17 protein-coding genes and 1 tRNA gene are annotated in these 20,136 nt (G+C 72.8%); 6 read left to right on the top strand and 12 right to left on the bottom strand.

Going from position 1 to position 20,136, the window contains the following annotated elements:
• The first annotated feature begins 4 nt into the window (after positions 1-4).
• Together MTS1_RS06245 and MTS1_RS06250 are read left to right on the top strand one after the other, a co-directional pair.
• Positions 5-307 carry a hypothetical protein gene (locus MTS1_RS06245; protein WP_023952416.1) on the top strand — a complete coding sequence of 101 codons (303 nt, stop codon included), beginning with the start codon at positions 5-7 and terminating at the stop codon, positions 305-307.
• Positions 304-1,503: a glycosyltransferase family 4 protein gene (locus tag MTS1_RS06250; protein ID WP_036304673.1), complete on the top strand. Its 1,200-nt coding sequence runs from the start codon at positions 304-306 to the stop codon at positions 1,501-1,503. Before MTS1_RS06245 ends, MTS1_RS06250 begins: the two co-directional genes overlap by 4 nt.
• Here the strand turns inward: MTS1_RS06250 and MTS1_RS06255 are convergent.
• From MTS1_RS06255 to MTS1_RS06270, 4 genes are read right to left on the bottom strand one after another with little or no spacing between them, the layout of a single operon-like run.
• On the bottom strand, positions 1,466-2,263 hold the full coding sequence (locus MTS1_RS06255) for a galactosyltransferase-related protein (protein ID WP_023952418.1): 798 nt from the start codon (positions 2,261-2,263) through the stop codon (positions 1,466-1,468). The two genes, MTS1_RS06250 and MTS1_RS06255, sit on opposite strands and share 38 nt — an antisense overlap.
• On the bottom strand, positions 2,260-3,273 hold the full coding sequence (locus MTS1_RS06260) for a glycosyltransferase (RefSeq protein WP_023952419.1): 1,014 nt from the start codon (positions 3,271-3,273) through the stop codon (positions 2,260-2,262). Before MTS1_RS06260 ends, MTS1_RS06255 begins: the two co-directional genes overlap by 4 nt.
• A complete protein-coding gene (locus MTS1_RS06265; protein ID WP_023952420.1) occupies positions 3,270-4,388 on the bottom strand; it encodes a glycosyltransferase in 1,119 nt (372 codons plus the stop codon). The genes MTS1_RS06260 and MTS1_RS06265 overlap by 4 nt, the downstream gene beginning before the upstream one ends.
• Positions 4,385-5,512: a glycosyltransferase gene (locus tag MTS1_RS06270; RefSeq protein ID WP_023952421.1), complete on the bottom strand. Its 1,128-nt coding sequence runs from the start codon at positions 5,510-5,512 to the stop codon at positions 4,385-4,387. The genes MTS1_RS06265 and MTS1_RS06270 overlap by 4 nt, the downstream gene beginning before the upstream one ends.
• Before the next feature lie 114 nt (positions 5,513-5,626).
• Between MTS1_RS06270 and MTS1_RS06275 the strand changes: the two genes are divergently transcribed.
• Together MTS1_RS06275 and MTS1_RS06280 are read left to right on the top strand one after the other, a co-directional pair.
• Positions 5,627-6,667 (top strand): hypothetical protein, encoded by a 1,041-nt coding sequence (locus tag MTS1_RS06275; protein ID WP_023952422.1) that lies wholly within the window; start codon positions 5,627-5,629, stop codon positions 6,665-6,667.
• The gene (locus MTS1_RS06280) at positions 6,664-7,941 is read left to right on the top strand and encodes a glycosyltransferase (protein ID WP_023952423.1); all 1,278 of its coding nucleotides are present in this window, start codon (positions 6,664-6,666) and stop codon (positions 7,939-7,941) included. The genes MTS1_RS06275 and MTS1_RS06280 overlap by 4 nt, the downstream gene beginning before the upstream one ends.
• Positions 7,942-7,948: 7 nt before the next feature.
• Here the strand turns inward: MTS1_RS06280 and MTS1_RS06285 are convergent, their stop codons facing one another.
• The 3 genes from MTS1_RS06285 to MTS1_RS06295 form a co-directional block, all read right to left on the bottom strand.
• Entirely contained in the window at positions 7,949-8,581 is a 633-nt protein-coding gene (locus tag MTS1_RS06285; RefSeq protein WP_023952424.1) for a flavodoxin family protein, read from the bottom strand.
• Positions 8,582-8,653: 72 nt separating this feature from the next.
• Positions 8,654-9,628 (bottom strand): hypothetical protein, encoded by a 975-nt coding sequence (locus MTS1_RS06290; protein ID WP_023952425.1) that lies wholly within the window; start codon positions 9,626-9,628, stop codon positions 8,654-8,656.
• Between the two features lie 19 nt (positions 9,629-9,647).
• The gene (locus MTS1_RS06295) at positions 9,648-11,702 is read right to left on the bottom strand and encodes a beta-galactosidase (RefSeq protein WP_023952426.1); all 2,055 of its coding nucleotides are present in this window, start codon (positions 11,700-11,702) and stop codon (positions 9,648-9,650) included.
• Between the two features lie 62 nt (positions 11,703-11,764).
• Here MTS1_RS06295 and MTS1_RS06300 point away from each other — a divergent pair, with 62 nt between their 5' ends.
• Positions 11,765-12,361: a TetR/AcrR family transcriptional regulator gene (locus MTS1_RS06300; RefSeq protein WP_036305123.1), complete on the top strand. Its 597-nt coding sequence runs from the start codon at positions 11,765-11,767 to the stop codon at positions 12,359-12,361.
• A gap of 157 nt (positions 12,362-12,518) precedes the next feature.
• Here the strand turns inward: MTS1_RS06300 and MTS1_RS06305 are convergent, their stop codons facing one another.
• From MTS1_RS06305 to MTS1_RS16795, 5 genes are all read right to left on the bottom strand, one after another.
• Positions 12,519-13,325: a sugar nucleotide-binding protein gene (locus MTS1_RS06305; RefSeq protein WP_023952428.1), complete on the bottom strand. Its 807-nt coding sequence runs from the start codon at positions 13,323-13,325 to the stop codon at positions 12,519-12,521.
• Positions 13,326-13,417: 92 nt separating this feature from the next.
• Positions 13,418-13,509, bottom strand: a tRNA-Ser gene (locus MTS1_RS06310).
• A 93-nt stretch (positions 13,510-13,602) separates the two neighbouring features.
• Complete coding sequence (locus MTS1_RS06315) at positions 13,603-14,913, bottom strand: LCP family protein (protein WP_023952429.1); 1,311 nt, start codon at positions 14,911-14,913, stop codon at positions 13,603-13,605.
• A gap of 273 nt (positions 14,914-15,186) precedes the next feature.
• The gene (locus MTS1_RS06320; protein ID WP_023952431.1) at positions 15,187-16,827 is read right to left on the bottom strand and encodes a RecQ family ATP-dependent DNA helicase; all 1,641 of its coding nucleotides are present in this window, start codon (positions 16,825-16,827) and stop codon (positions 15,187-15,189) included.
• Positions 16,828-16,831: 4 nt separating this feature from the next.
• Positions 16,832-17,575: a hypothetical protein gene (locus tag MTS1_RS16795; RefSeq protein ID WP_233494900.1), complete on the bottom strand. Its 744-nt coding sequence runs from the start codon at positions 17,573-17,575 to the stop codon at positions 16,832-16,834.
• A gap of 131 nt (positions 17,576-17,706) precedes the next feature.
• Here MTS1_RS16795 and MTS1_RS06330 point away from each other — a divergent pair, with 131 nt between their 5' ends.
• A complete protein-coding gene (locus MTS1_RS06330) occupies positions 17,707-20,118 on the top strand; it encodes an acyltransferase family protein (RefSeq protein WP_023952433.1) in 2,412 nt (803 codons plus the stop codon).
• Positions 20,119-20,136: the final 18 nt, after the last annotated feature.

Raw genomic sequence — 20,136 nt, forward strand, 5'->3', positions numbered from 1 at the left:
CGCGATGGGACTGCTGCGATACGGATCGGACCTGATCGCCATCCCCATGCCCGACGACGTGCTCGCGCACCTTCAGCTCGTGATCGCGGCGAAGCTCGGCGCAGGTGAGGGGTTCACGGTGAGCTGGAGGCACGGCGACGGACAGGGGCGGAGCACGCTGTGGCTCGAGCGCTCGATCCCCCTGCGTTTCGACTTCGCGTCGTCGCGCCCGGTCAGCACGGATCCGCGGCGCGTGCGGGCCATGCTCACCGAGGCCGCCGCTGTCACCGGCCTCTCGCTCGGCACCCTTCCTGTCGAGGCGTCATGACCAGGGTGCTCACGTCGCAGGCCGAGACCCGCTGGCTCGTGGGGACGTCCGAGTACGCCGGAGTCACCGGGTACACCGGCGGGATCGGCCGCCACTACGCCGCTCTCCTTCCGGCCCTCGCCCGCCAGGGGGTCGCCGTCGACCTCGCGATCGAGACGGGCGCGGAGCTCGTGTCCGACGACCCGGGCCCCGGCGTCCGGCTGGTCGACGGCGGCGTCCGACGCGCATACCGCGCCCACCGTCATGACGTCGTCTTCGCCCCCGAATGGGGCGGACTGGCCGCGGCGCTTCCCCGCACGGCACCGCTGCTGACGAACCTCGCGACCGGCATCCGGCTCGCCGACCAGGTCTCCGGGTTCGCGGCGGCCGACCTGCCCATCGGGCAGCGGATCGTGCGCGCACGGCAGGCTGCCGCCGAGCGACGTCAGCTGTACCGGTCGACCGGCCTCATCGCCATCTCCCGCGCGATGCTCGACCGCACGAGCGACCTCTACCCCGGTCTGCCCCCGGCCCGCATCGTGCGCAACTGCATCGACGTCGATGCCGTCGCCGCGGCGGCAGCGCGCGCCGAGGTGCCGACGGGCTGGCCCCAGGACGACGCACCGATCGTCCTCTTCCTCGGCCGGTCCGAGCGCCGCAAGGGAGTCGAAGACGCATTCGCGGCCTTCGGACGGGTGCACCAGGATGTCCCGCGTGCGTGGCTCGTGCTCGCCGGCGCCGGCGGCGACGCCCGCTACGAGCCGACGCGTTCCGCGCTCCTCGAGATGCTGCCTCCGTCGGCGCGCGACCGGGTGATCTGGCTCGGGCACGTGCCGGGCGACGAGATCTACAGAGCCATCGCCCGCGCGGACGTCGTCATCTGCCCCTCGCGCTGGGAGGGGTTCGGCAACGTCGCCCTGGAGGTCAAGACGATCGGCACTCCCCTGGTGGTCACCTCCGGGAGCGGATTCGACGAGTTCTGCACCGACGGGCAGGACTGCCAGTCGGTACCGCCCGCCGACCCGGAACGTCTCGCCGCAGCCATCACCGTCGCGGTGCGGCATCCGGCGTGGGCTCGGACGCTCGCCGAGCACGCCCGCGCACAGGTGGCGGACTTCGCCCCCGATCCCGTCGCCCGCGACCTGCTCGCCGCCGCAACCGAGCTCCTCGCCGGTGCGGTCAGGCCGAGGCTCGACGCCAGCCGTCGTCCTCTCTGACGACGGCCCCGGCTCGCTCGAAGGCCTCGAGCCACCCCGTCATGGGCCACTCGCCCCACTTCCGCGCGAATCGGCGGCCGTTGCGCAAGATGTCGTCGAGGTGCTGCCAGGGCGGTGACGAGGTCTCGTGATGCTGGTGATAGGCATCGGCGCCGCCCACCCAGATCATCGGGACCGACGCCCGGCGAAGTGAGAACGCGAAGTCGGTGTCTTCGCCCCCGTATCCCTCGTACTGCTCGTCGAAGCCGCCGATGGCCCGCCACACGGCCGGCGTGGTCGCGAACGACAGCGACCAGAACAGCGGATACTCCTCCGCCGCGGCGCGCTGCAGGACACCCGGGGGCGGGGCCGGGCGCGCCGCGTGGGGTGCGGTGGCCGCGCGGAGGGATGCCGCATCGAGCGCGGCCCCCGCGGGGAGGTACGTCACCGGTCCGCACAGGACCGCATCGGGGTGCTGCGCCGTCGCGTCGCGGTACCGTTCGACGAGATCGCGACCCGGGATGCAGTCGGCGTCGAGGAAGACGAGCAAGCGTGCCCCCAGCGCCTCCGCCGCACGCGCGCCCGCGTTTCGGGCCGCTGCGAGCCGCAGACCGGCGGGCCCCGGCGGAACATGCACGACGGACTCGGCGTCGAGCGCGGGAGCGTCGTCGTCGCCGATCCAGACGACCACCCGCGGGGTGCCGGCCGTCGCGCGCAGCTGGTTGCGCAGGTGGGCCAGGCGCGGCGCCGAGCACAGCGTCACGATCGCGATGTCGCTCATGCTCGTCCTCCCGGGACCGCCTCGGCACGGATGACGGCCGCTGCCCGCTGGGCGGCGCCATCGGTGCGCCATGCCTCCCACCCGTCACCGCCGCGCGCCGATGCGCGTGCGAGCAGCTCGGGCCAGCGCTCGGGCTCCGGCCAGGCTGTCAGGGCGACGGCGAGCCCGGATCGCCCCAGTGCCGACGCCGTCGCACGCTGCTCGGCGAAGGGACGCTCTTGCGGGATGACGACGGCCGGTGCACCGGCGGCGGCGAGATCGGCGACGGCGTTCTGGCCGCACCACGACACGACGACGGATGCCGTCGTGACCGCGTCCCAGGGATCGGCGGTCCACGCTCCGGAACCGGCGCCGAGCACGCGCCAGGGACGTCTCGACGCGCGCTCGGCGGCGGCGATGTCGGCGGCGGAGACGTCGGCCCCGCCGCCACCGCCGAGGAGGACGACCTCGTCACCGCGCGGCTGCGCGGGCCGGTCACGGCCAGCGAACCGCGAGATCCCGCCGACGAATGCGACGCGATCGCCGAGGGCGGTCAGGTGCTCCGGCGCGTAGATCTCCTCCGGCCACGGCGCGATGATCCGCCGCGCGGCCAGGAAGGCCAGCCGGTGGGGCTCGTCGACGCGGTCACCGGGCTGCGTGATGATCACCACGGGCACACCGAGGAGCCGGAGGAAGAGCGTGACCTCGGCCGAGACGTCGACGACGAACGCCTCGATGTCGCCGGCCGCGACCGCCGCCGCGATGACCGCGAGCCGGGAGCGGTGGCCGGCGTGGCGCAGCGGGGCCCAGTGCAGCATCCCGCCGGCCGTCGGGTCGTCGGCGGGGATGGCGGGCGCGGGCTGATCGTCGCGCGCGAGCTCGACCCAGGAGACGTTCGCGGGCAGATCGGCGGGAACGGGCAGCGAGCTGAAGCAGACGACGTCGGCATCGAGGTGGGGGGCGATCGCCCGCATCCGGGTCAGGTGCCCCTGGCCGTGGTGATGCACGTACCAGCCGATGCGCCCGGTCATGCCGGCAGCTCGGCGGGGGCGGCCTCCGTGCTCAGCGACGCGAAGATCTCCTCGAGAGCCGTCGTGCGCGCATCGAGCGAGAAGCGTTCGACCGCGCGGGCGCGGATCGCGCGGCGGAAGCGCGGATCGCGAGCCTGCTCCCACATCTCCTCGACCGCATCCGCCATCGCGACGACGTCCCCCGCGGTCACGAGCCGCATCCCGATGCTGGCCGCGGCGATCTCGGGCACCCCGCCCACGGCGAAGCCGACCACGGAGGTCCCGCACATGAGGGCCTCGGGCCCGACAAGTCCGAACGGCTCCGCCCACGCCGGAGTGGCCAGCGCGACCGCCGATCGGCCGACGAGGTCGGCGAGCTCGAGGGGCGTGAGCTCACCGACGACGGTCACGCCGTCACCGAGCAGCGGGCCGAGCACCTCGTCGGCGTACGCGCGATCGCCGACGCGACCCGCTATCGTGAGGCGTCGCCCCAGCGCCCGCGCGACGGCCACCGCCAGGTGCGGAGCCTTCTCGGGGACGATGCGGCCGAACCAGACGAGGTCGTCGCCGCCCGGGCCGCCGGTCCAGACGCGCGGGTCCACGCCGTTGGCCAGCAGGGTCGAGGCGACCCCCGCGTGCTGCCATTCGCGGCGGGTGTGCTCGCTGACCGAGAGGAACGCGCTGCCGCGGCCCGCGGCGGCGCGGTGCGCGCGCACGAAGTCGTCGTCCACGGGCGTGTGCAGGGTCGTGACCATCGGCACGCCCAGCTGCGGCGCGAGCTGCAGCGGGAGGGCGTGCAGGCAATGGTTCGAGATCACGTCGAAGTCGGCGGCCCGCGCGCCGATGGTCTCGAGCGCGCGCCGGAGCATCGGCACGCTGAGCGTCTCGTACGCGGGCGGGTACGTCTTGTCCGTGCGCACCGCGTCGGCATCCCAGCCCAGTTCGGGCATCTCCCAGACGCTGCCGGGCTCGACGTGGTCCGACCCGGTCACCGCGACGACGGTCACCTCGTGGCCTCGCGCGCGCAGAGCCTCGATCTCCGACCACACGGCGGCTTCGAGCCCGCCGGCGTGAGGCCTGCGGATCGGGAACCGAAGCGGCGCGATCACCGCGATGCGCAGCGAACGCCCCGTCACGAGACACGCTCGCTGCGGAGCCGGCGGTACAGCGCGGCGTGCGCCGCCGCCGTCGCGGCATCCTGCTCCCGGCGACGGGCGCGGCGCCGCTCCATCAGCTCGGCTCGCGCGATCGACCCGGGCCGTGCCGCGTCGTCGCACGACAGCAGTGAGCGCAGTGCCGCTGTGAGCGTCTCGACGTCGCCCGGGCGGAAGCTCGCTGTCGAGGCGTCGTCGTGCTGATCGGCGAAGTGGCCGACGTCGGGGACGGCGACGGGCACCCCCAGGTCCCAGCACAGCTCGAGCCACCCCGAGTGGCTGCCGAACCGGTAGGGCAGCACGCACACGTCGAGCCCGCCCAGCGCGGTGTTCAGCGCGGCGTCGGGCAACCGGCCCTGCTCGACGAGGACCGCATACGGGTGTCCGGCCACGGCCGCACGGACCTCGTCGCGGGCGCCCTGATCGCGGACCGACCGGTGCATCCGGATCTCGGCGACGGCGTGATGGCCTTCGTCGCGGAGCCGCTCGACCGCGGCGATGAGCGTCCGCGCGCTCGTGGGCCCGTCGGTGCCGGGGCGCAGGTCCTTCAGGTGCATCCCGATCCGGAGGTCCTCGCTCACCGCCACGATGGACGGGCTCTCGCCCTCGTGCAGGATCGCGGGGTGCGGCAGCACGGCCGCATCCCGTCCCCAGCGCTCGCGTACCTCGGCGGCTGCTCCCGGGGTCAGAGTCACGAGAGCATCGGCCCGCGGTACGAGCTCGTCGAGCTGCGCGGCATAGGGGCTCTGGTCGGTCAGCTGCGGATGCGTCAGGTCGTGCACGGTGAACACGACGGCCCATCCCGCCGCGTGTGCTGCCTCGACGCACGCCGTCAGGTGACCGGCGGGGAAAGACTCGGTGCCGAAATGGACGTGCAGGATATCGGCGTCGTCGGCGTTGCGGCGGATCCAGTCGGGGTCGAGCGCCACGGGAGGCCACCAGACGCCCTCGGCCGCGCCCGGCACCGGCGGGTCGGGCAGAACCTCGATGCCCGCGGCATCCGTCACACGCCGCACGTACGGATGCCCCGCAGGCACTGCCACGACGCGCACGTCGGGTGCACCGGACATCTCGTCCCGGGGCACGCTCGCGGTCACGATGGTCACGAATCTCCTTGCTGGAGCCGCCGAGAAGGGGCGACCCGAGTCGGACGCTAGCCGAGCGGACACGCCGGCGCCTCGCACTTGCGCGAACCACAGGCGACCGGTAACGATGACCGGATGCCCGCCGACCCCCCTCCCCTGTGCCTGGTCTGGGGCCCCGCCGGACACGGCGTGACCGACTACGGTGCCGACATCGCCCGGGCCGCCCACCGGCTCGACCCGGCCCTCCGCACCGTCGAGGTGACCGACCTCGGTGCCGCGCTGGCGGCGATCGCCCCCGGCGAGCGCGTGCACCTGCACGCGACGGACCGCCTGCTCGGAACGAGCCTCGAAGCCGCCGCAGACGCGGTCGAGACGCTCGCCGGCGCCTGCCGGCTGACGCTCACGCTGCACGACCTGCCGCAGCCCTCCGACGGCACGAAGTACGACCGCCGGGTCGCCGCGTATCGCCGCTTCTTCGCCGCAGCCGACGCCGCGGCCGTCAACAGCGATCACGAACGGCTGCTGGTGTCCGAGCACCTGGGCGACGACCTGCGCCCCCGGGTGATCCCGCTGGGAACCCGCGTCGCCGCCGCCCCCGAGACCGGCGAACCCACCACCTCGGCAGATCTCGTCGTGCTCATCGCCGGCTTCGTCTACCCCGGAAAGGGGCACGAGCCCGCCGTGCGCGCCGCGACCGCCGCCGTGGACGCCTTGCGGGCGTCGGGACGGCCGGTCGGCGAAGCGGTCGTCCGCGCGCTGGGCGCCGCGTCGCCGGGCCATGACGGCGATGTCGCCGCACTCGAACGCCTGGCGGCCGATCTCGGCGGTCGCTTCGAGATCACCGGGTTCCTCGGCGACGAGGAGTTCGCCCGGCGGCTGCGCGAACCCGGCATCCCGGTCGCCGCCCACGAGCACGTGTCGGCGTCGCGGTCGATGCTCGACTGGATCGAGGCGGGCCGCCGCCCGCTGGTCGTCCGCTCGCGCTATAGCGACGAGATGGACCGTCTGCGACCCGGCACCGCGACCCTGTTCGACCCGTCGGAGCTGACCGGCATGCTCGCCGCCGCCTGGGAAGATCCGGCCTCGACGCGCCTCGTGCCGGGGCACCCGCTGCATCCGGATCTCGCCGACGCGGCCGGGTCGTACCTCGCGTGGTGGCGCGGGATGCCGCGATGACGGCAGACAGCCCCGCCGGCATGCCGCTCCCGGCGAACCGGTGGGATCTCCTCGACGGGCGGTGGCCCGAACAACCGCCGCACGTGTCGGTCATCGTCGCCCACTACCGCCAGCCCGAACAGCTCGCGCGCACGCTCGCCGCGCTGCGGTCGCAGGATCACCCGGCCGAGCTGCTGCAGATCATCGTCGCCGACGACGGCTCGCCCGAGCCGCCCTCCGTTCCGGACGGGGTCGAGCTCGTCCACCACGAGGACCGGGGGTTCCGGCTCGCGGCCGTCCGCAATCTCGGAGCGGCTGCGGCACGCGGCGACGTGCTCGTGTTCCTCGACGCCGATACGGCACCCGAACCCGCCTTCATCCGTGAGCTGACCCGGCTGCCCGCACTCGCGCCGGACTGCGTCACGGTCGGGCGCCGCCGGCACGCCGACCTGCGCGACGTCGACGCCACCCGGCTCGCCGAGGAGGCGGCGCGCAGGGCTCTGCCCGAGCCGGACTGGCTCGCGGCGGAGTATCGCCGGACCGCGAACCTCCTCCACGCCGACGACCGCAGCTACCGGTACGTCATCGGGGCCGTCATCGCGTGCTCGCGGATGCTGTTCGATGCGACGGGCGGATTCGACGAGTCGTTCACGGCGTACGGCGGGGAGGACTGGGAGTGGACCTATCGCGCGTGGCTGCGCGGCGCGCTGCTCGCCCACGTGCCCGCGGCCGTCGCCTGGCACGACGGCCCGGATGCCGCCGGACGCGACGAAGGCGCTGTCGCACGCCGCAATGCCGAGGCCATCCGGCTGAGCGACCTCATCCCCGTCGCCGGATCCGCGGGCCGTGCCCTGCGGCCCACGCACCCCGACATCGCGATCATCGCGCCGCCGCACGCGAGCGCCGGGCAGCGGTTCCTCGCCCTCGACAGCACCCTCGCGGCGCTCGGCCCCGCCTCGAACCGCGCCGCAGTCCTCGCCGAGGACTCCGAGCGCGATGCCGCCTTCGACCGGGTCCGGGTCGTCGTCGAGCTGCTGCGCCCGGTTCGCGTCGACGCCGACGCCGACGTCCTCGCCGCGTCGCTGGCGCGGATGGGCGACGAGGCGCTCGGCGAGGTGACGCTGCGCTCCCCCGACGGCGAGCCACTGGTGCGGATGACGTCGACGCGCGCCCGCACCCGGAGCGAGCGCTGGCACCGCGACGATCTCTTCCCGACGGCGTCGGTGACGACAGCGGCGATCCGCGTCGTCACCGACGAGCCGGACCTCGCCGCCTACCTCGGCGGCTGGGGATGACCGGCGCTCACTCCGCTGGGTAGCGGGCCGCGCGCAGCACGTGGGCGAGGTGCGCCGCGTTGCGGGCGAGTGTCGCCGTCGTCGAGGCGACCGGGTCGGGGGTCTTCTCGAGATCCTTGAAATCGACCGTCTGCATCGCCTCGCCGTTCCAGTACGTACCGCCCTGGGCGGGAATCGTGAACCCGACATCGTTCAGCCCCTGGAACAGGTCTGCGGTGGCCTTGTGCGCGCCGTCCTCGTTGCCGACCACGGCCACCACGGCGACGCGGTCGAAGAGGATCGGCCGATCGGCATCGTCCGTCTCGGAGAGTTCGGCGTCCAGGCGCTCGAGGACGCGCTGCGCGAGACTCGAGGCGTGCCCCATCCAGATGGGCGTCCCGACGACCAGGATGTCTGCGGCGAGGATCTGCTCACGAACGGAGGGCCACTCGTCGCCCTCCCCCATGTCGGTCTCGACGCCGGGCGCGATGTTCAGGTCGGCGATACGCACCTGCGTACCCGCGGCACCATGCTCGGCGAGGGCGTCGAGCACCTGCTGCAGCATGAGCTGCGTGCTCGACTCAGCGGGTGCGGGCTTCAGGGTGCAGTTGAGGGCGACGACGCGAAGCGGGGCGTCGGAAGCGGGCGAGTCTGTCGTCATGGCGAGTCCTTTCGTCTGCCGCCATCGTCGGCGACGATCCGTGACGGACGACAGGCCGTTGACAGGACCGCGTCAGGCCGGAACGGCGGCATCCCACCACCGCAGCACGCGCAGGGCGATCATCGTCAGCCAGGGCGACGGCTCACCCCGGGCGACATCGATGTCGAACCAGACGCGTCCCGCCAGTGGCGTCCCCTGATGCCATGTGCCGTCGGCGGAGCGAGCATTCCGGACCATGTCGACGGCCTGCGCCAGCCGCGGGTCGGGCGCGACGCCCTCGAGGAGCGCGGCGGCGCGGAAGTGGTCGAGGGCTGCGAGGGCGCTGTAGCGGTGGCGGTTGGGATAGACGAACTCCGTCACGAAGTCGCCCACGGGCTCGCCGGTCGAGGCGCGGAAGGCCAGCCGCCGCGACAGCAGGTACTCCTCACCGCGGTGGCGGCTCTCACGGAGGGCCGTGTCGCCGGTGATCTGCTCCCACGCGAGCATGCCGCGCAGGGCGTTGAGCGTCGAGTGGAACGACCCACGGGTCGACCGCCCCTCCTCCGCCTCGCAGTTCCACCCGCCGTCGGCCAGCTGATGCTCGCGGAACCACCGCGCCAGGCCGCTCACGTCGACGCCGAGCCAGGCGCCCGTCGCGAGCGTGTACGAGTTGATGCACACGTCGATCTCGCCGTCCCAGTACGGCAGGTCGTCGTACTCCCACCGGCTGTTGCGCCGCAACCGTTCCGCGGTGTCGCCGAGGACGGCGGCATCCAGACCCCACTCGCGCAGATCCTTCAGGGTCCAGGTGGTCGCCGTCCAGGGCTGACCCGGCGCGCGGGCCTCCGGGCTGTCGAAGAACCCCGCGGGGAAGTAGGCTCCGCCCTCCCACTGGCCGTCGTCGCCCTGCTCCCGCAGGAGGCGCGCCCCGTTGCCCTCGGCCGCGACGCGGGCGCGCGTGGCCTGCCACACCGACGGCGGAGCGCCGGCGAGGTCGCGCTCCACCTGCCAGCGCAGCGACGGGTCGGTGTCCAGAAGCCACGCCAGCGTGCCGTCCGTGTCGGTCATGCGGTCATTGTCGCGCGGGTCAGCCCTCCTGCGCGAGCACGGCGACCCCGCGGGGAGCGATCGTCACGGCATCCGCGGAACCGCGCTCGGCGGCGCCCGCGAGCAGGTCACCCGCTGCGGCCACGACCACCTCGTCGTCGGTGCGGTTCGCGAGGAACACGTAACGTCCGCCCTCGTGGCGACGGACGATCACGTCGACGTCGCCGTCGGCCGCGAGGGCGTCTGCCGCGAGCGCCGGGATGTCGCCGGCCAGGCGCCGCATGACGTCCGCCGCACCGGGCCGACCGATCGCAGCCGACACGTACGTCGCGCTGCCGCCGCTGTCGTGGGCGCTGCGGCGCCGAGTGATGGCCGGGGCGCCGTCGAGATCGCCGCCCGCGTAAAAGTCGAGCATCTCGACATCCGGTTCGACGCGAGCGATGCGCTCGCTCCAGTCGCGGACGACCGTGCCGGATGCGAGGGATTCCGTCTCCCCCGGCAGCATCGGCACGAACTCCTCGATCGTGATGCCGAGCAGCTCACGCAGCGCACCCGGGTAACCGCCGAGCCACACCCGATCGTTCTCGTCGACCACGCCCGAGAAGTAGGTCGTCACGAGGTGACCACCGCCGCCGACGAAGGCGGTCAGGCGCTCGCGCAGCGCCGCCGGGACGACGTGGAGCATCGGCGCGACGACGACCTCGTAGTCGGCGAGGTCGGCGGCGACGGGCACGACGTCGACGCGGACGCCGAGGTCGAGGAGCGCCCGGTACCACAGCAGTGTCTCGTCGTCATAGGCGGGCGACTCGGCGGGGTGCGAGTCGCGGCCGCTGACCCACCACGACTCGTAGTCGAACACCAGCGCCACACGAGCCCGCTCGCGCCGACTGCCGGTCACGGGTGCGAGGTCGCGCAGCTGCGAACCGAGGTCGACGACATCACGGAACACCCGACTGTCGGCGCCGGCGTGCGGGACCATGCCGGAGTGGTAGCGCTCGCCCCCGGCACGGGACTGCCGCCACTGGAAGTAGCAGACCGCGTCGGCCCCGTGCCCGACATGGGTGAGGGCGTCGCGGACGAGCTCGCCGGGGCGCTTGGGTGGGTTGACCGCACGCCAGTTCACCGCGCTCGGCGCGTGCTCCATGAGGAACCACGGCCGGCCGCCGGCGATGTTGCCGGTGAGGTTCGACCAGAACGACAGGTCGTCGCGCCCGAGCTCGCCCGGGCGCAGGTAGTGGTCGTTCGAGACGAAGTCGACGTCGCCGACCCACGAGGGGTAGTCGATGTCGCGGACGTTCTGGGCGACCATGAAGTTTGTCGTGCGCGGGATGCCGGGGGTCACTTCGGCGAGCACCGCGTTCTCGGCACGGAGGTGGTCGCGAACGGCATCCGACGAGAAGCGCTCGAAGTCGAGCTGCTGTCCGGGGTTGCGCTGCGTCGGCGCGGCGCGCGGAGGCAGGATCTCGTCCCATTCCTCGTAGTGCTGCGACCAGAACGCCGTGCCCCAGGCCTCGTTGAGCGCGTCGAGGGTCGTGTAGCGCTCCTGCAGCCACACCCGGAAGGCCCGGGCGGCGTCATCCGAGAAGTCGTACAGGTTGTGGCAGCCGAGCTCGTTCGAGATGTGCCAGGCGACGAGGGCGGGGTGGTGGGCGTAGCGCTCGGCCAGGGCGCGGGTCAGCCGCAGCGCGTGCTCGCGGAAGACCGGCGACGTCGGCCGCCAGTGCTGGCGCGACCCCGGCCAGAGGGTCGTTCCGTCGATCGTCTGCGGCAGGATCTCGGGATGCCGCTTCGCGAGCCACGGCGGCGGCGACGCGGTCGCCGTGGCGAGGTCGACGTCGATGCCGTTGGCGTGGAGCAGATCGATGACCTCGTCGAGCCATCCGAAATCCCATTCGCCGGGACGCGGCTCGAGCAGCGCCCACGAGAAGATCCCGAGCGAGACGATGTTGACCCCGGCCTCGCGCATGAGCCGGACGTCCTCGTCCCACACCTCGCGCGGCCACTGCTCCGGGTTGTAGTCGGCGCCGTAGCGCATCCGTCCCGGGCCGAGCGCCCCGTCCTTCACCCAGCGGTAGGTCGTGTCATCCGTTGCCATGCGATCAGCCTAGACCGAAACACGTGCAGATGCACGGGATTGAGGTGTTCTACGCTCGGGTCATGCCATCCGATGCCGCTCACCCCCGCGGGCCGTACGCGAAGAGCGCGGCCCGGCGTGCGGAGATCGTGGCGTCGGCGACCGTCGTGTTCGGCACCCACGGCTACCGCGGCGGGTCGCTCCGCCAGATCGCCAAGCAGCTCGATCTGAGTCTCACCACCGTGATGCACCACTTCCCCACGAAGGTTTCGCTGCTGGCGGCCGTCCTCGAGCAGGAGGATGCCGCCGACACCGACTTCCCCGCGCGCGCGGCCCGCGACGGGTTCATCCCGAGCGTGCTCGCCATCGTCGAGCGCAACCTCGCGCGGCGCGAGCTCGTCCGCATGTTCTCGATCGTGTCGGCCGAGGCGACGCACCCCGAGCACGAGGCGCACGCCTGGCTGCTCGAGCGCTACCGAGCGGTCACCGAGACCTACGCCGCGGCCATCGCCGACGACCGCACCCGCGGCCGACTCGAGGCGGACGACGACCCGCGAGCCCTCGCCGACCTCGTGATCAGCGGCTGGGAGGGCATCCAGATCCGCTGGCTGACCGACGACACCGATCCCGTCGCCGCGATGCGCCTGCTGCTCACCGGCCTGCTGCGCCCTCGCCGCTGAGCACGCCGCGCCTGAGCGCGCCGCGCTCGAGCCGATACATTCGTCGGACTGCCGGGGCCGGTGTGGTCTCGGACCCCCGCTACTGGCGACACCAGCACCACCGGTCCGACGGCTGTATCGGCTCCGACGGCAGAATCGCCGCCGCTGGGCGCGGCGATCAGGCGCGGTCGGCGATGACCTGTCCGTAGCCCTCGACGAATGTCGGGAACGTGAAGTCGATCATCGCGGCGAGGCGTGAGCCGTCGAGAACCTTGCCGCGGTCGGCGTCGGGCATGACCTCCGCGCGCGGCGGTGCGGCGACCCCGAGGCGATCCGCGATGAACTCGACCACCTCGCCGAGGGCGGCGGGTCGCCGGTCGACGCCGTGCAGGAGCGCGGGCGGCGCGTCCGCGTCGAGCAGCTGCGCGATCGCGCGGACGAGGTCGACCTCGTGGATGCGGTTGGTGCGGCGGTCGTAGTCGACCGGCTCGCCCGCGAGAACCTGCCGGATCAGCCGCTCGCGCCCGGGCCCGTAGATCCCCGCGGGCCGCACGACGATCGCATCGAACAGTTCGCGAGCCGCACGCTCGCCGTCGACGAGCTGTTCGCCCCGCATACTCGTGGGCCGGGGCTCGTCATCCTCGTCGAGAGCGCGCTCCGGACCCCACCCCTCGAAGACCCGCGTCGACGACACGAAGACGGTGCGCTCGGGCTGCTTCGGGAGGGCCTGCGCGATCCTCTGAAGCGCGGCGCGGTAGAAGCCGGGGTCATCCCCCGGCGGAAGCGTGATGACCATCGCGTCGACCGCGGGCAACGTCGTGTCGAGGGGCGCTGCCAGATCGGCGACGATCGGCGTGAACGCGGGCCGGATGCCGCCGGCGCTCCGCCGGATCGCGACGACCTCCTGTCCGGCCTCGACCAGGCTCTCGCCGAGGCGAGTGGCGACCTTGCCGGATCCGACCAGGAGCGTGCGTCGAGCAGTCATGCCCCTATCCTCCCAGGGCGCGCCGGGGCCGGGGCCGCCGCATCCAGACGCAGCCGGAACGAAAAAGCCCCGGCGGACCGGGGCTTTCGTCGTGGCGGAGACGGAGGGATTTGAACCCTCGGTCCCCTTACGGGGACTCCACCTTAGCAGGGTGGTGCACTAGGCCTGACTATGCGACGTCTCCACGGCATCCGACGCGAGACGGCGCGGATGCACCCGGCAATCATAGCCCGGACTTCCCCAGGCTCCGAATCGAAGGCCGTGAAGGCGCCCCGTCTCAGCGCGCACTGACGGTGCAGGTCACCTGCGCCGCCGTCTGGCCCGTGACCGAATCCGGCAGCACGACCGGCGCGCCCGCTTCGGGCGCCTCCGTCGCGGGCGCATCCGGCGTCGCCGCCGGGTCGGCGGGCGCTGCGGAGTCGGTCGGAGCAGGCGCGGGAGGAGCCGCCTCGCCGACGACCTCGGTGCCGTAGCCGTCGCTCGTCGATCCGCTCAGCTGCACGGGCTGGTTCGCGGCGAGCGCGTCGAACAGCACCTTGGCGGCGCTCTCGACGGGCCGGACGCGCAGCCCGCCGTCGACGTACGCGGTGGGGTACTGCACGAAGACGATGTCCTCGTAAGGCACGCTGCGCATGGCGAGGGCGATCTGCACCATCCGCTGCGGGCTCGACAGCGACGAGCTCAGCTTGATCTGTCCGCTGGCGACCTGGTCGACTGCGGTGGTGGCGAGGTTGAGCAGCGCCGTCGGGTTGCCGAGCACGCCGTCGGACTGCAGCTTGCGCACCATCGAGCTCATGAACTGCTGCTGGTTCGAGATCCGCCCGAGGTCGGACCCGTCGCCGATCGCGTACCGCGTGCGCAGGAATTGCAGAGCCTCGGTGCCTTGCAGAGTGTGATTGCCCTTCGCGAGGCTCAGGCCCGTGTGGGAGTCGTTGATGTCATCCGACACGCAGACGTCGACGCCGCCGATCGCGTCGGACATGTTGATGACGCCGGTCCATCGGGTCGCGGCGGCGAACTGGATGTCGATGCCCGTCAGCTCTTCGATCGTGCTGACCGAGCACGCGAGGCCGCCGTACATGTACGAGACGTTGAGCATCTGAGCGCTCATCGCGGAGTACTGGGTGCCGTCCTCGCCGGTGCAGGCGGGGATCGGGACGATCATGTCGCGCGGGAACGAGATGACGGTCACGCGTCGCGGCTCGTCGCTGATGTGCACGAGCATCGTCACATCGTTGCGCTCACCGTCAGTGTCCTTCGCCTGACAGGCACCCGATAGTTCAGCGTTCGCTCCCTCGCACGAGTCGGTGCCGACCACGAGCATGTTCACGCCGCCCTCGATCTCGCCGATCGTCGGGGGGAGCTGCGAGTCGTCGTCGCCGATCGAGACGCCCGCGTCGGCCACGACCTGGGTGGCGTTCCACACGTAGAAACCGCCGATGGCGACACCGCTCACGACGACGACGGCGACCATGACGCCGAGCACCGCCAGGATCTGCGTCAGCGGGTTCGGCGACCGCAGCTGGCCGTGCCGGGCGACGGGACGACGACGGCGCCGCGACGCCTTCGCATCGGAACGTGCGCTCACGGGTGTCCTCTCGACGAGCCGGCGAGGAGTGCGTTCGGGTGCACGCTCTTCGCGTCGCGCAGGCACTCCCGGGTGACCGACTCATCATAGGGACGGATGTCTGGAAACTCTGTGAGCGCCGCGGACATGCGAGGCGGCGACGCCCCCCATTCAGCCGCCACCGCCCCGACATGCTCGTTTCACTCACCTGCACGCTAACGAGCCGCGAACGGCGAACCGGCCGGAATGGAACGAGACTGGTAAGCACTCCCAGGGGCGAGCAGCGGCCGAAGATCAGGCAGGTTCGAGCAGGCCGCGCTCAGCCACCAGGTCTGTGGCGAGCACCTTGTACCCCTGCGATTCGAAGAACACGGTCACCCGGTCGTCCTCCACCGCCATGACCGTCCCCTCACCCCACTCGTGGTGGCGGACGATGTCGTCGACGTGGAAGGGCCCGTCGGTGTGGTCACCCTGTCTCCCCGGCCCTTCGTCGCGAGCCGAGCGGTCGTTCGCGGATGCCGCGCACGTGTCGCAGTTCTCGCACGGCTCGACGTAGTCCTGCCCGAAGTACCCGAGCAGCGTCGCCCGCCGGCACCGACGGGTCTCGGCGTAGCTGCGGAGCATCTCGATGCGGGAGGCGTCGATGCGCTCGCGCTCCGCCGACCTCTCCAGCGCAGCGTCGACCGCATGCTCGACGGTCATCCCCCGCCGCAGTGCCACACCGGCGCGACTCGCGCGCACGGCACCCGCATCCACGAGCACGGTGAGCAGGGCGGTGACGCGACGGGCCGACAGCCCGCCGGCCGCGGCGATCTCGGCACGCGACCGCGTCGCGCCGGCGATGGCGTCGACGAGTCGCTTGAGCTCGCCGCGCTTCGGGGCCGACGCCGCGAAGAAACGTCGCAGCGACAGATCTTCGGGCCGGTAGTGCAGCGTCGCCGTCGCGGGCTCGCCGTCGCGGCCGGCGCGACCGAGCTCCTGATAGTAGGCGTCGATGGAGTCGGGGATGTCGGCGTGGACGACGAAGCGCACGTCGGCCTTGTCGATCCCCATTCCGAAGGCCGAGGTGGCGACCACGACCTCGACCTCGCCGTCGTGGAATGCCTCGTGCACCCCGTTGCGCTCCTTCGCCGACAGACCGGCGTGGTACGCGACGGCGTTGACGCCGCGTTCCTGCAGCGCCTCCGCGTACTCCTCGGCGCCCCTCCGGGTAGCGGTGTACAGCAGCCCGGGCCTCGGCAGCTCCACCACCTCGTCGATCACGGCCTCGCGCTTGCCCGACTTCTCGGCGTGACGGCGGACGTTCAGCTCGATGTTCGGCCGGTCGACATCGCCCACGAGGATCGCCGGGTCGTCCATCCCGAGCCGCTCGATGATCTCGGTGCGGACGGGGCTCGTGGCCGTCGCGGTCATCGCGAGGATCGGCGGACGCCCCAGACGCTCGGAGACCTCGCCCAACATGAGGTAGTCGGGGCGGAAGTCGTGCCCCCAGGCTGCGATGCAGTGCGCCTCGTCCACGACCAGCAGCGACACCCCCGCCTCGGCGAGCTCGGCGACGACGTCGTCCTTCGCGAGCTGTTCGGGCGCGAGCAGGACGTACGAGGCCTCTCCCGAACGGATCGCGTCCCAGGCCTCGCGCTGAGCGCGCACGCCCCGGCTCGAGTTCAGGGCGACGCCGTCGGGCGCATCGGGCGCCTCCTCGATGCGCGCGAGCTGATCCTCCTGCAGCGCGATGAGGGGCGAGACGATCGCGGTCAGTCCGGGCCGGAGGGCCGCGGCGACCTGGTAGACGGCCGACTTCCCGGCCCCGGTCGCCCAGACGACCAGCACGTCTCGCCCGGCGACGGCCGCCTCGATGGCGTCGAGCTGCTGCGGGCGCAGCTCCTCGATGCCGAAGGACTCTCGGGCGACACGGGCGATCTCGTCGGGCTGCACCGGCTCAGTCCACCGCGCCCGCCGCGACCGTGCACGCCGCTTGCGCCGGCGCCCCCGGTGTGGAAGGCGCGTCGTCAGCGAGCTGCAGCCCGCGACGCTGGACGCGGTCGTACGACGGCTGGCGCAACGCACGCGCGCCGGGCAGCACCCGTCGTCCGGCGTCGAATCGGGGCTGACCATCCGGCCATGCGGCACGGCGCAGCCGCACGAGCGCGAACGGGCGCCAGGGGCCGAACGGCGAGGCGAACGACAGCACGAGACGCCAGTCCGCGGCATCCGGTCCGCCGTCCACGGTCGTCGCCGAGAGCAGCACCGGGCCCCGGCGTCCGCGGTAGGGCAGCAGGATGCCGAAACGCGCGCGCTCGGGCCGGCGCAGGGGCAGCAGCGCGTAGCGCAGCGGCACGCCCCGCCCGGTCGAGGCGAACTCGATGTCGGCCGCGCCGTCCCCCGGAGACTCGGGGTCACCGGGGATGCGGAGCGCGAGCCCGAAGATGTCGGGCAGAGCGTCCGGGAGTCCGAGTGATCGCGACAGGCGAGCGACCACGGGCGTCTCACCGGCGACCGGCGGATCGTCTATCCACGAGACCCCGGACCGACGATCCGGGCCGACCCAGCGGATCGTGCCGCTGAGCATCGTCCCGCGGACGTGGATCGGGCGCGGCCGGCGCAGAACCAGCAGAGCGCCGAAGAATCCGCGGAGCAGCGTCCCGGCCACGCGGGCGAAAGGCGCACGAGGAAGAGCTCTCATCGCGCCAGCGAAGCGGGTTCCCTGCTGCTTGCGCACAGGGGTTGCGCTGAGATCTCGATGCGCTATCGCCGCAGTGAGACCGCTCCCACTACACTCGGTGGCGCCCTTCCGGACGCCATGTGAACAGCCCGATGCTCCCCCACCCGACGCCGCGACGCGACATCCAGGGCCTTCGGGCTCTCGCCGTCCTCGCGGTCATCGGCGCGCACGCCGTCGGCTGGCCACGCGGCGGGTTCGTCGGGGTCGACGTGTTCTTCGTCGTCTCCGGCTTCCTCATCACCGGGGCTCTGCTGCGCGAGGTGCAGCTCACGGGCGGCATCCGCCTCGCCGCCTTCGCCGGTCGGCGCGCCCGCCGCATCCTGCCTCTCGCGGTCGTCGTGCTCCTCGCCACGGCGGCGAGCGCCTTCGTCGTCTTCAATCGTCCCCGCGCCGAGCAGACGCTCGTCGACGCGCTGTGGTCGGCGGGCTTCGCCGCCAACTGGCGATTCACCGCGGTCGGCACCGACTACTTCCACGCCGACGACGCCGTCTCACCGCTCCAGCACTTCTGGTCGCTCGCGGTCGAGGAGCAGTTCTACCTCGCGTGGCCGCTGCTGCTCCTGCTGGCGGTCTCGCTTCTGCCCGCCGCCCGTCGACGCGGCGCCGCGGCGGCCGCGGCCGCGGCGACGCTCGCGGCAGCCGTCGTCGCCACCTCGTTCGCGTGGGCGATGCTGCAGAGCGCGGATGCCGCCGTCGCGGCCTACTTCTCCACCTTCACCCGCGCGTGGGAGCTGGCGATCGGGTCGCTCATCGCCGCGATGGTGCCGCTGCTGCGCCGCATCCCGCCCGTCATCGGCGGACTCGCGTCGTGGGTCGGTGTCGGAAGCCTCGTCGTGGCGTTCGCCGTCATCGATCCCGCGGCGGGCGGGTTCCCGGCTCCGTGGGCCGCCCTGCCCGTGGTCGCCACGGCACTCGTGCTCGCGGGCGGCGTGCCCGGCGACCCGCGGCATCGGCACCTCTTCCCGCTGACGAACCCGGTGAGCGTCTTCGCGGGCGACGTGTCGTACTCGCTGTACCTCTGGCACTTCCCGGTCATCGTGTTCGCCGCCGTTCTGCTGCCCGCCCGGGAGGCCACGACGGTGCTCGTGCTCGCGATCACGGCCGTCCTCGCCGTGGCCTCGTACCACCTCGTCGAGCGGCCCTTCCGATTCGCGCCGTACGGACGGCCGGTCGGCGGCGAAACGACGGAGACGGCGCGCGAGGATGCCGCCGCCGCGCCGGTGTCCGCTGCGGAGCGCGCTGCGACGCCGGTTCGGGATGCCGCGCCGGCCCCGGCGCCGCGCGCGCTCAGCACCCGCCCCGCGGGCTGGACTCCCGGGACGCGCTACTACCCGGGTATGCCCCGTCCTGACTCAGCGGACCTTGCTCCTCACGATGTGCCCGCACCGATAGCCGCACCGGCGCTCGCACACGCGACAGGGACAGCGACAGCGACAGCGACAGCGACAGCGAAACCTACGTCCGACGCATCTGCGCCCTGGGCCGCGTGGCGCGCCCGCTTCGGCCCGCCGGCGCTGCTCGCGGCATCCGGGCTCGGCATCGCCGCGCTGGCCGTCGTGCTCGTCGTCCAGAACGTGTTCGGCGGCCTCACGGCATCGCTCGTCGCCTTCCCGCCCGCGGGTGCCGCCGACGCCGCGAGCGACGCGGCCGACGCAGACCCCGGCGACCCGATCGCCGCCCTGCAGGCCGAGCTCGCCGCGGCCGCGACCGCGACGGAATGGCCCGAGCTGCATCCCTCGCTCGACGAGGTCATGACCCGGTCGTCGGCGAGCAACCCGGCGCGCGACTGCTTCTCACCCGATGCCTCCCCGACCGCCACGGGCTGCTCCACGGGCAGCTCCGACGCCCCCGTCCACATCTATCTCGTCGGCGATTCGACCGCGATGGCCTACGCTCCGGCGTTCCGCAAGCTCGCCGACGACAGTGACGGCGGCATCCGCGTGACGACGGTCGGCCTCTACGGATGCCGTTTCACCGACGTCGCCGTGCAGAACGACGGCGCCGGCGTGATGGCGGCATGCCCGCAGCGGAAGGCCGATGTCCGCGCCATGATCCTCGCCGACGCGCCGACCCTCGTCGTGATGTCGAACGCCTACACGCTCGGGCACACCCCCGACGGGGCCGACCTGTCGGCCGATGCACTGCTCGCCGCTCAGGAGGCCGAAGCCGACAGCTATGGGATGCCGGGTCGCATCGTCCACCTGGCGCCGCCGCCGGAGGGCGCCGATCTCGGACGCTGCTACTCTCCCGCCGCCTCGCCGTACGGCTGCGCCGCGGGCGTCTCGAGCACGTGGGGTCAGATGGAGTCGGCAGCCGAGCAGGTGGCGGCAGCGTCCGGGAATCACGCGGTGAGCTCGCTGCCGTTCGCCTGCTGGGAGCTCGTGTGCCCCGCCTTCGCGGGCGACATCCCCACGCGCTACGACCGCACGCACCTGACCGTCGCCTACGCCGAGCACATCGTGCCCGCGCTGCGCGCCGAACTCGCCGCCCGCGGGCTGCTCTAGCCCGCGGAGCGCAAAGCC

It is taken from the genome of Microbacterium sp. TS-1, assembly GCF_000509385.1.
Classification (GTDB): Bacteria; Actinomycetota; Actinomycetes; order Actinomycetales; family Microbacteriaceae; genus Microbacterium; species Microbacterium arborescens.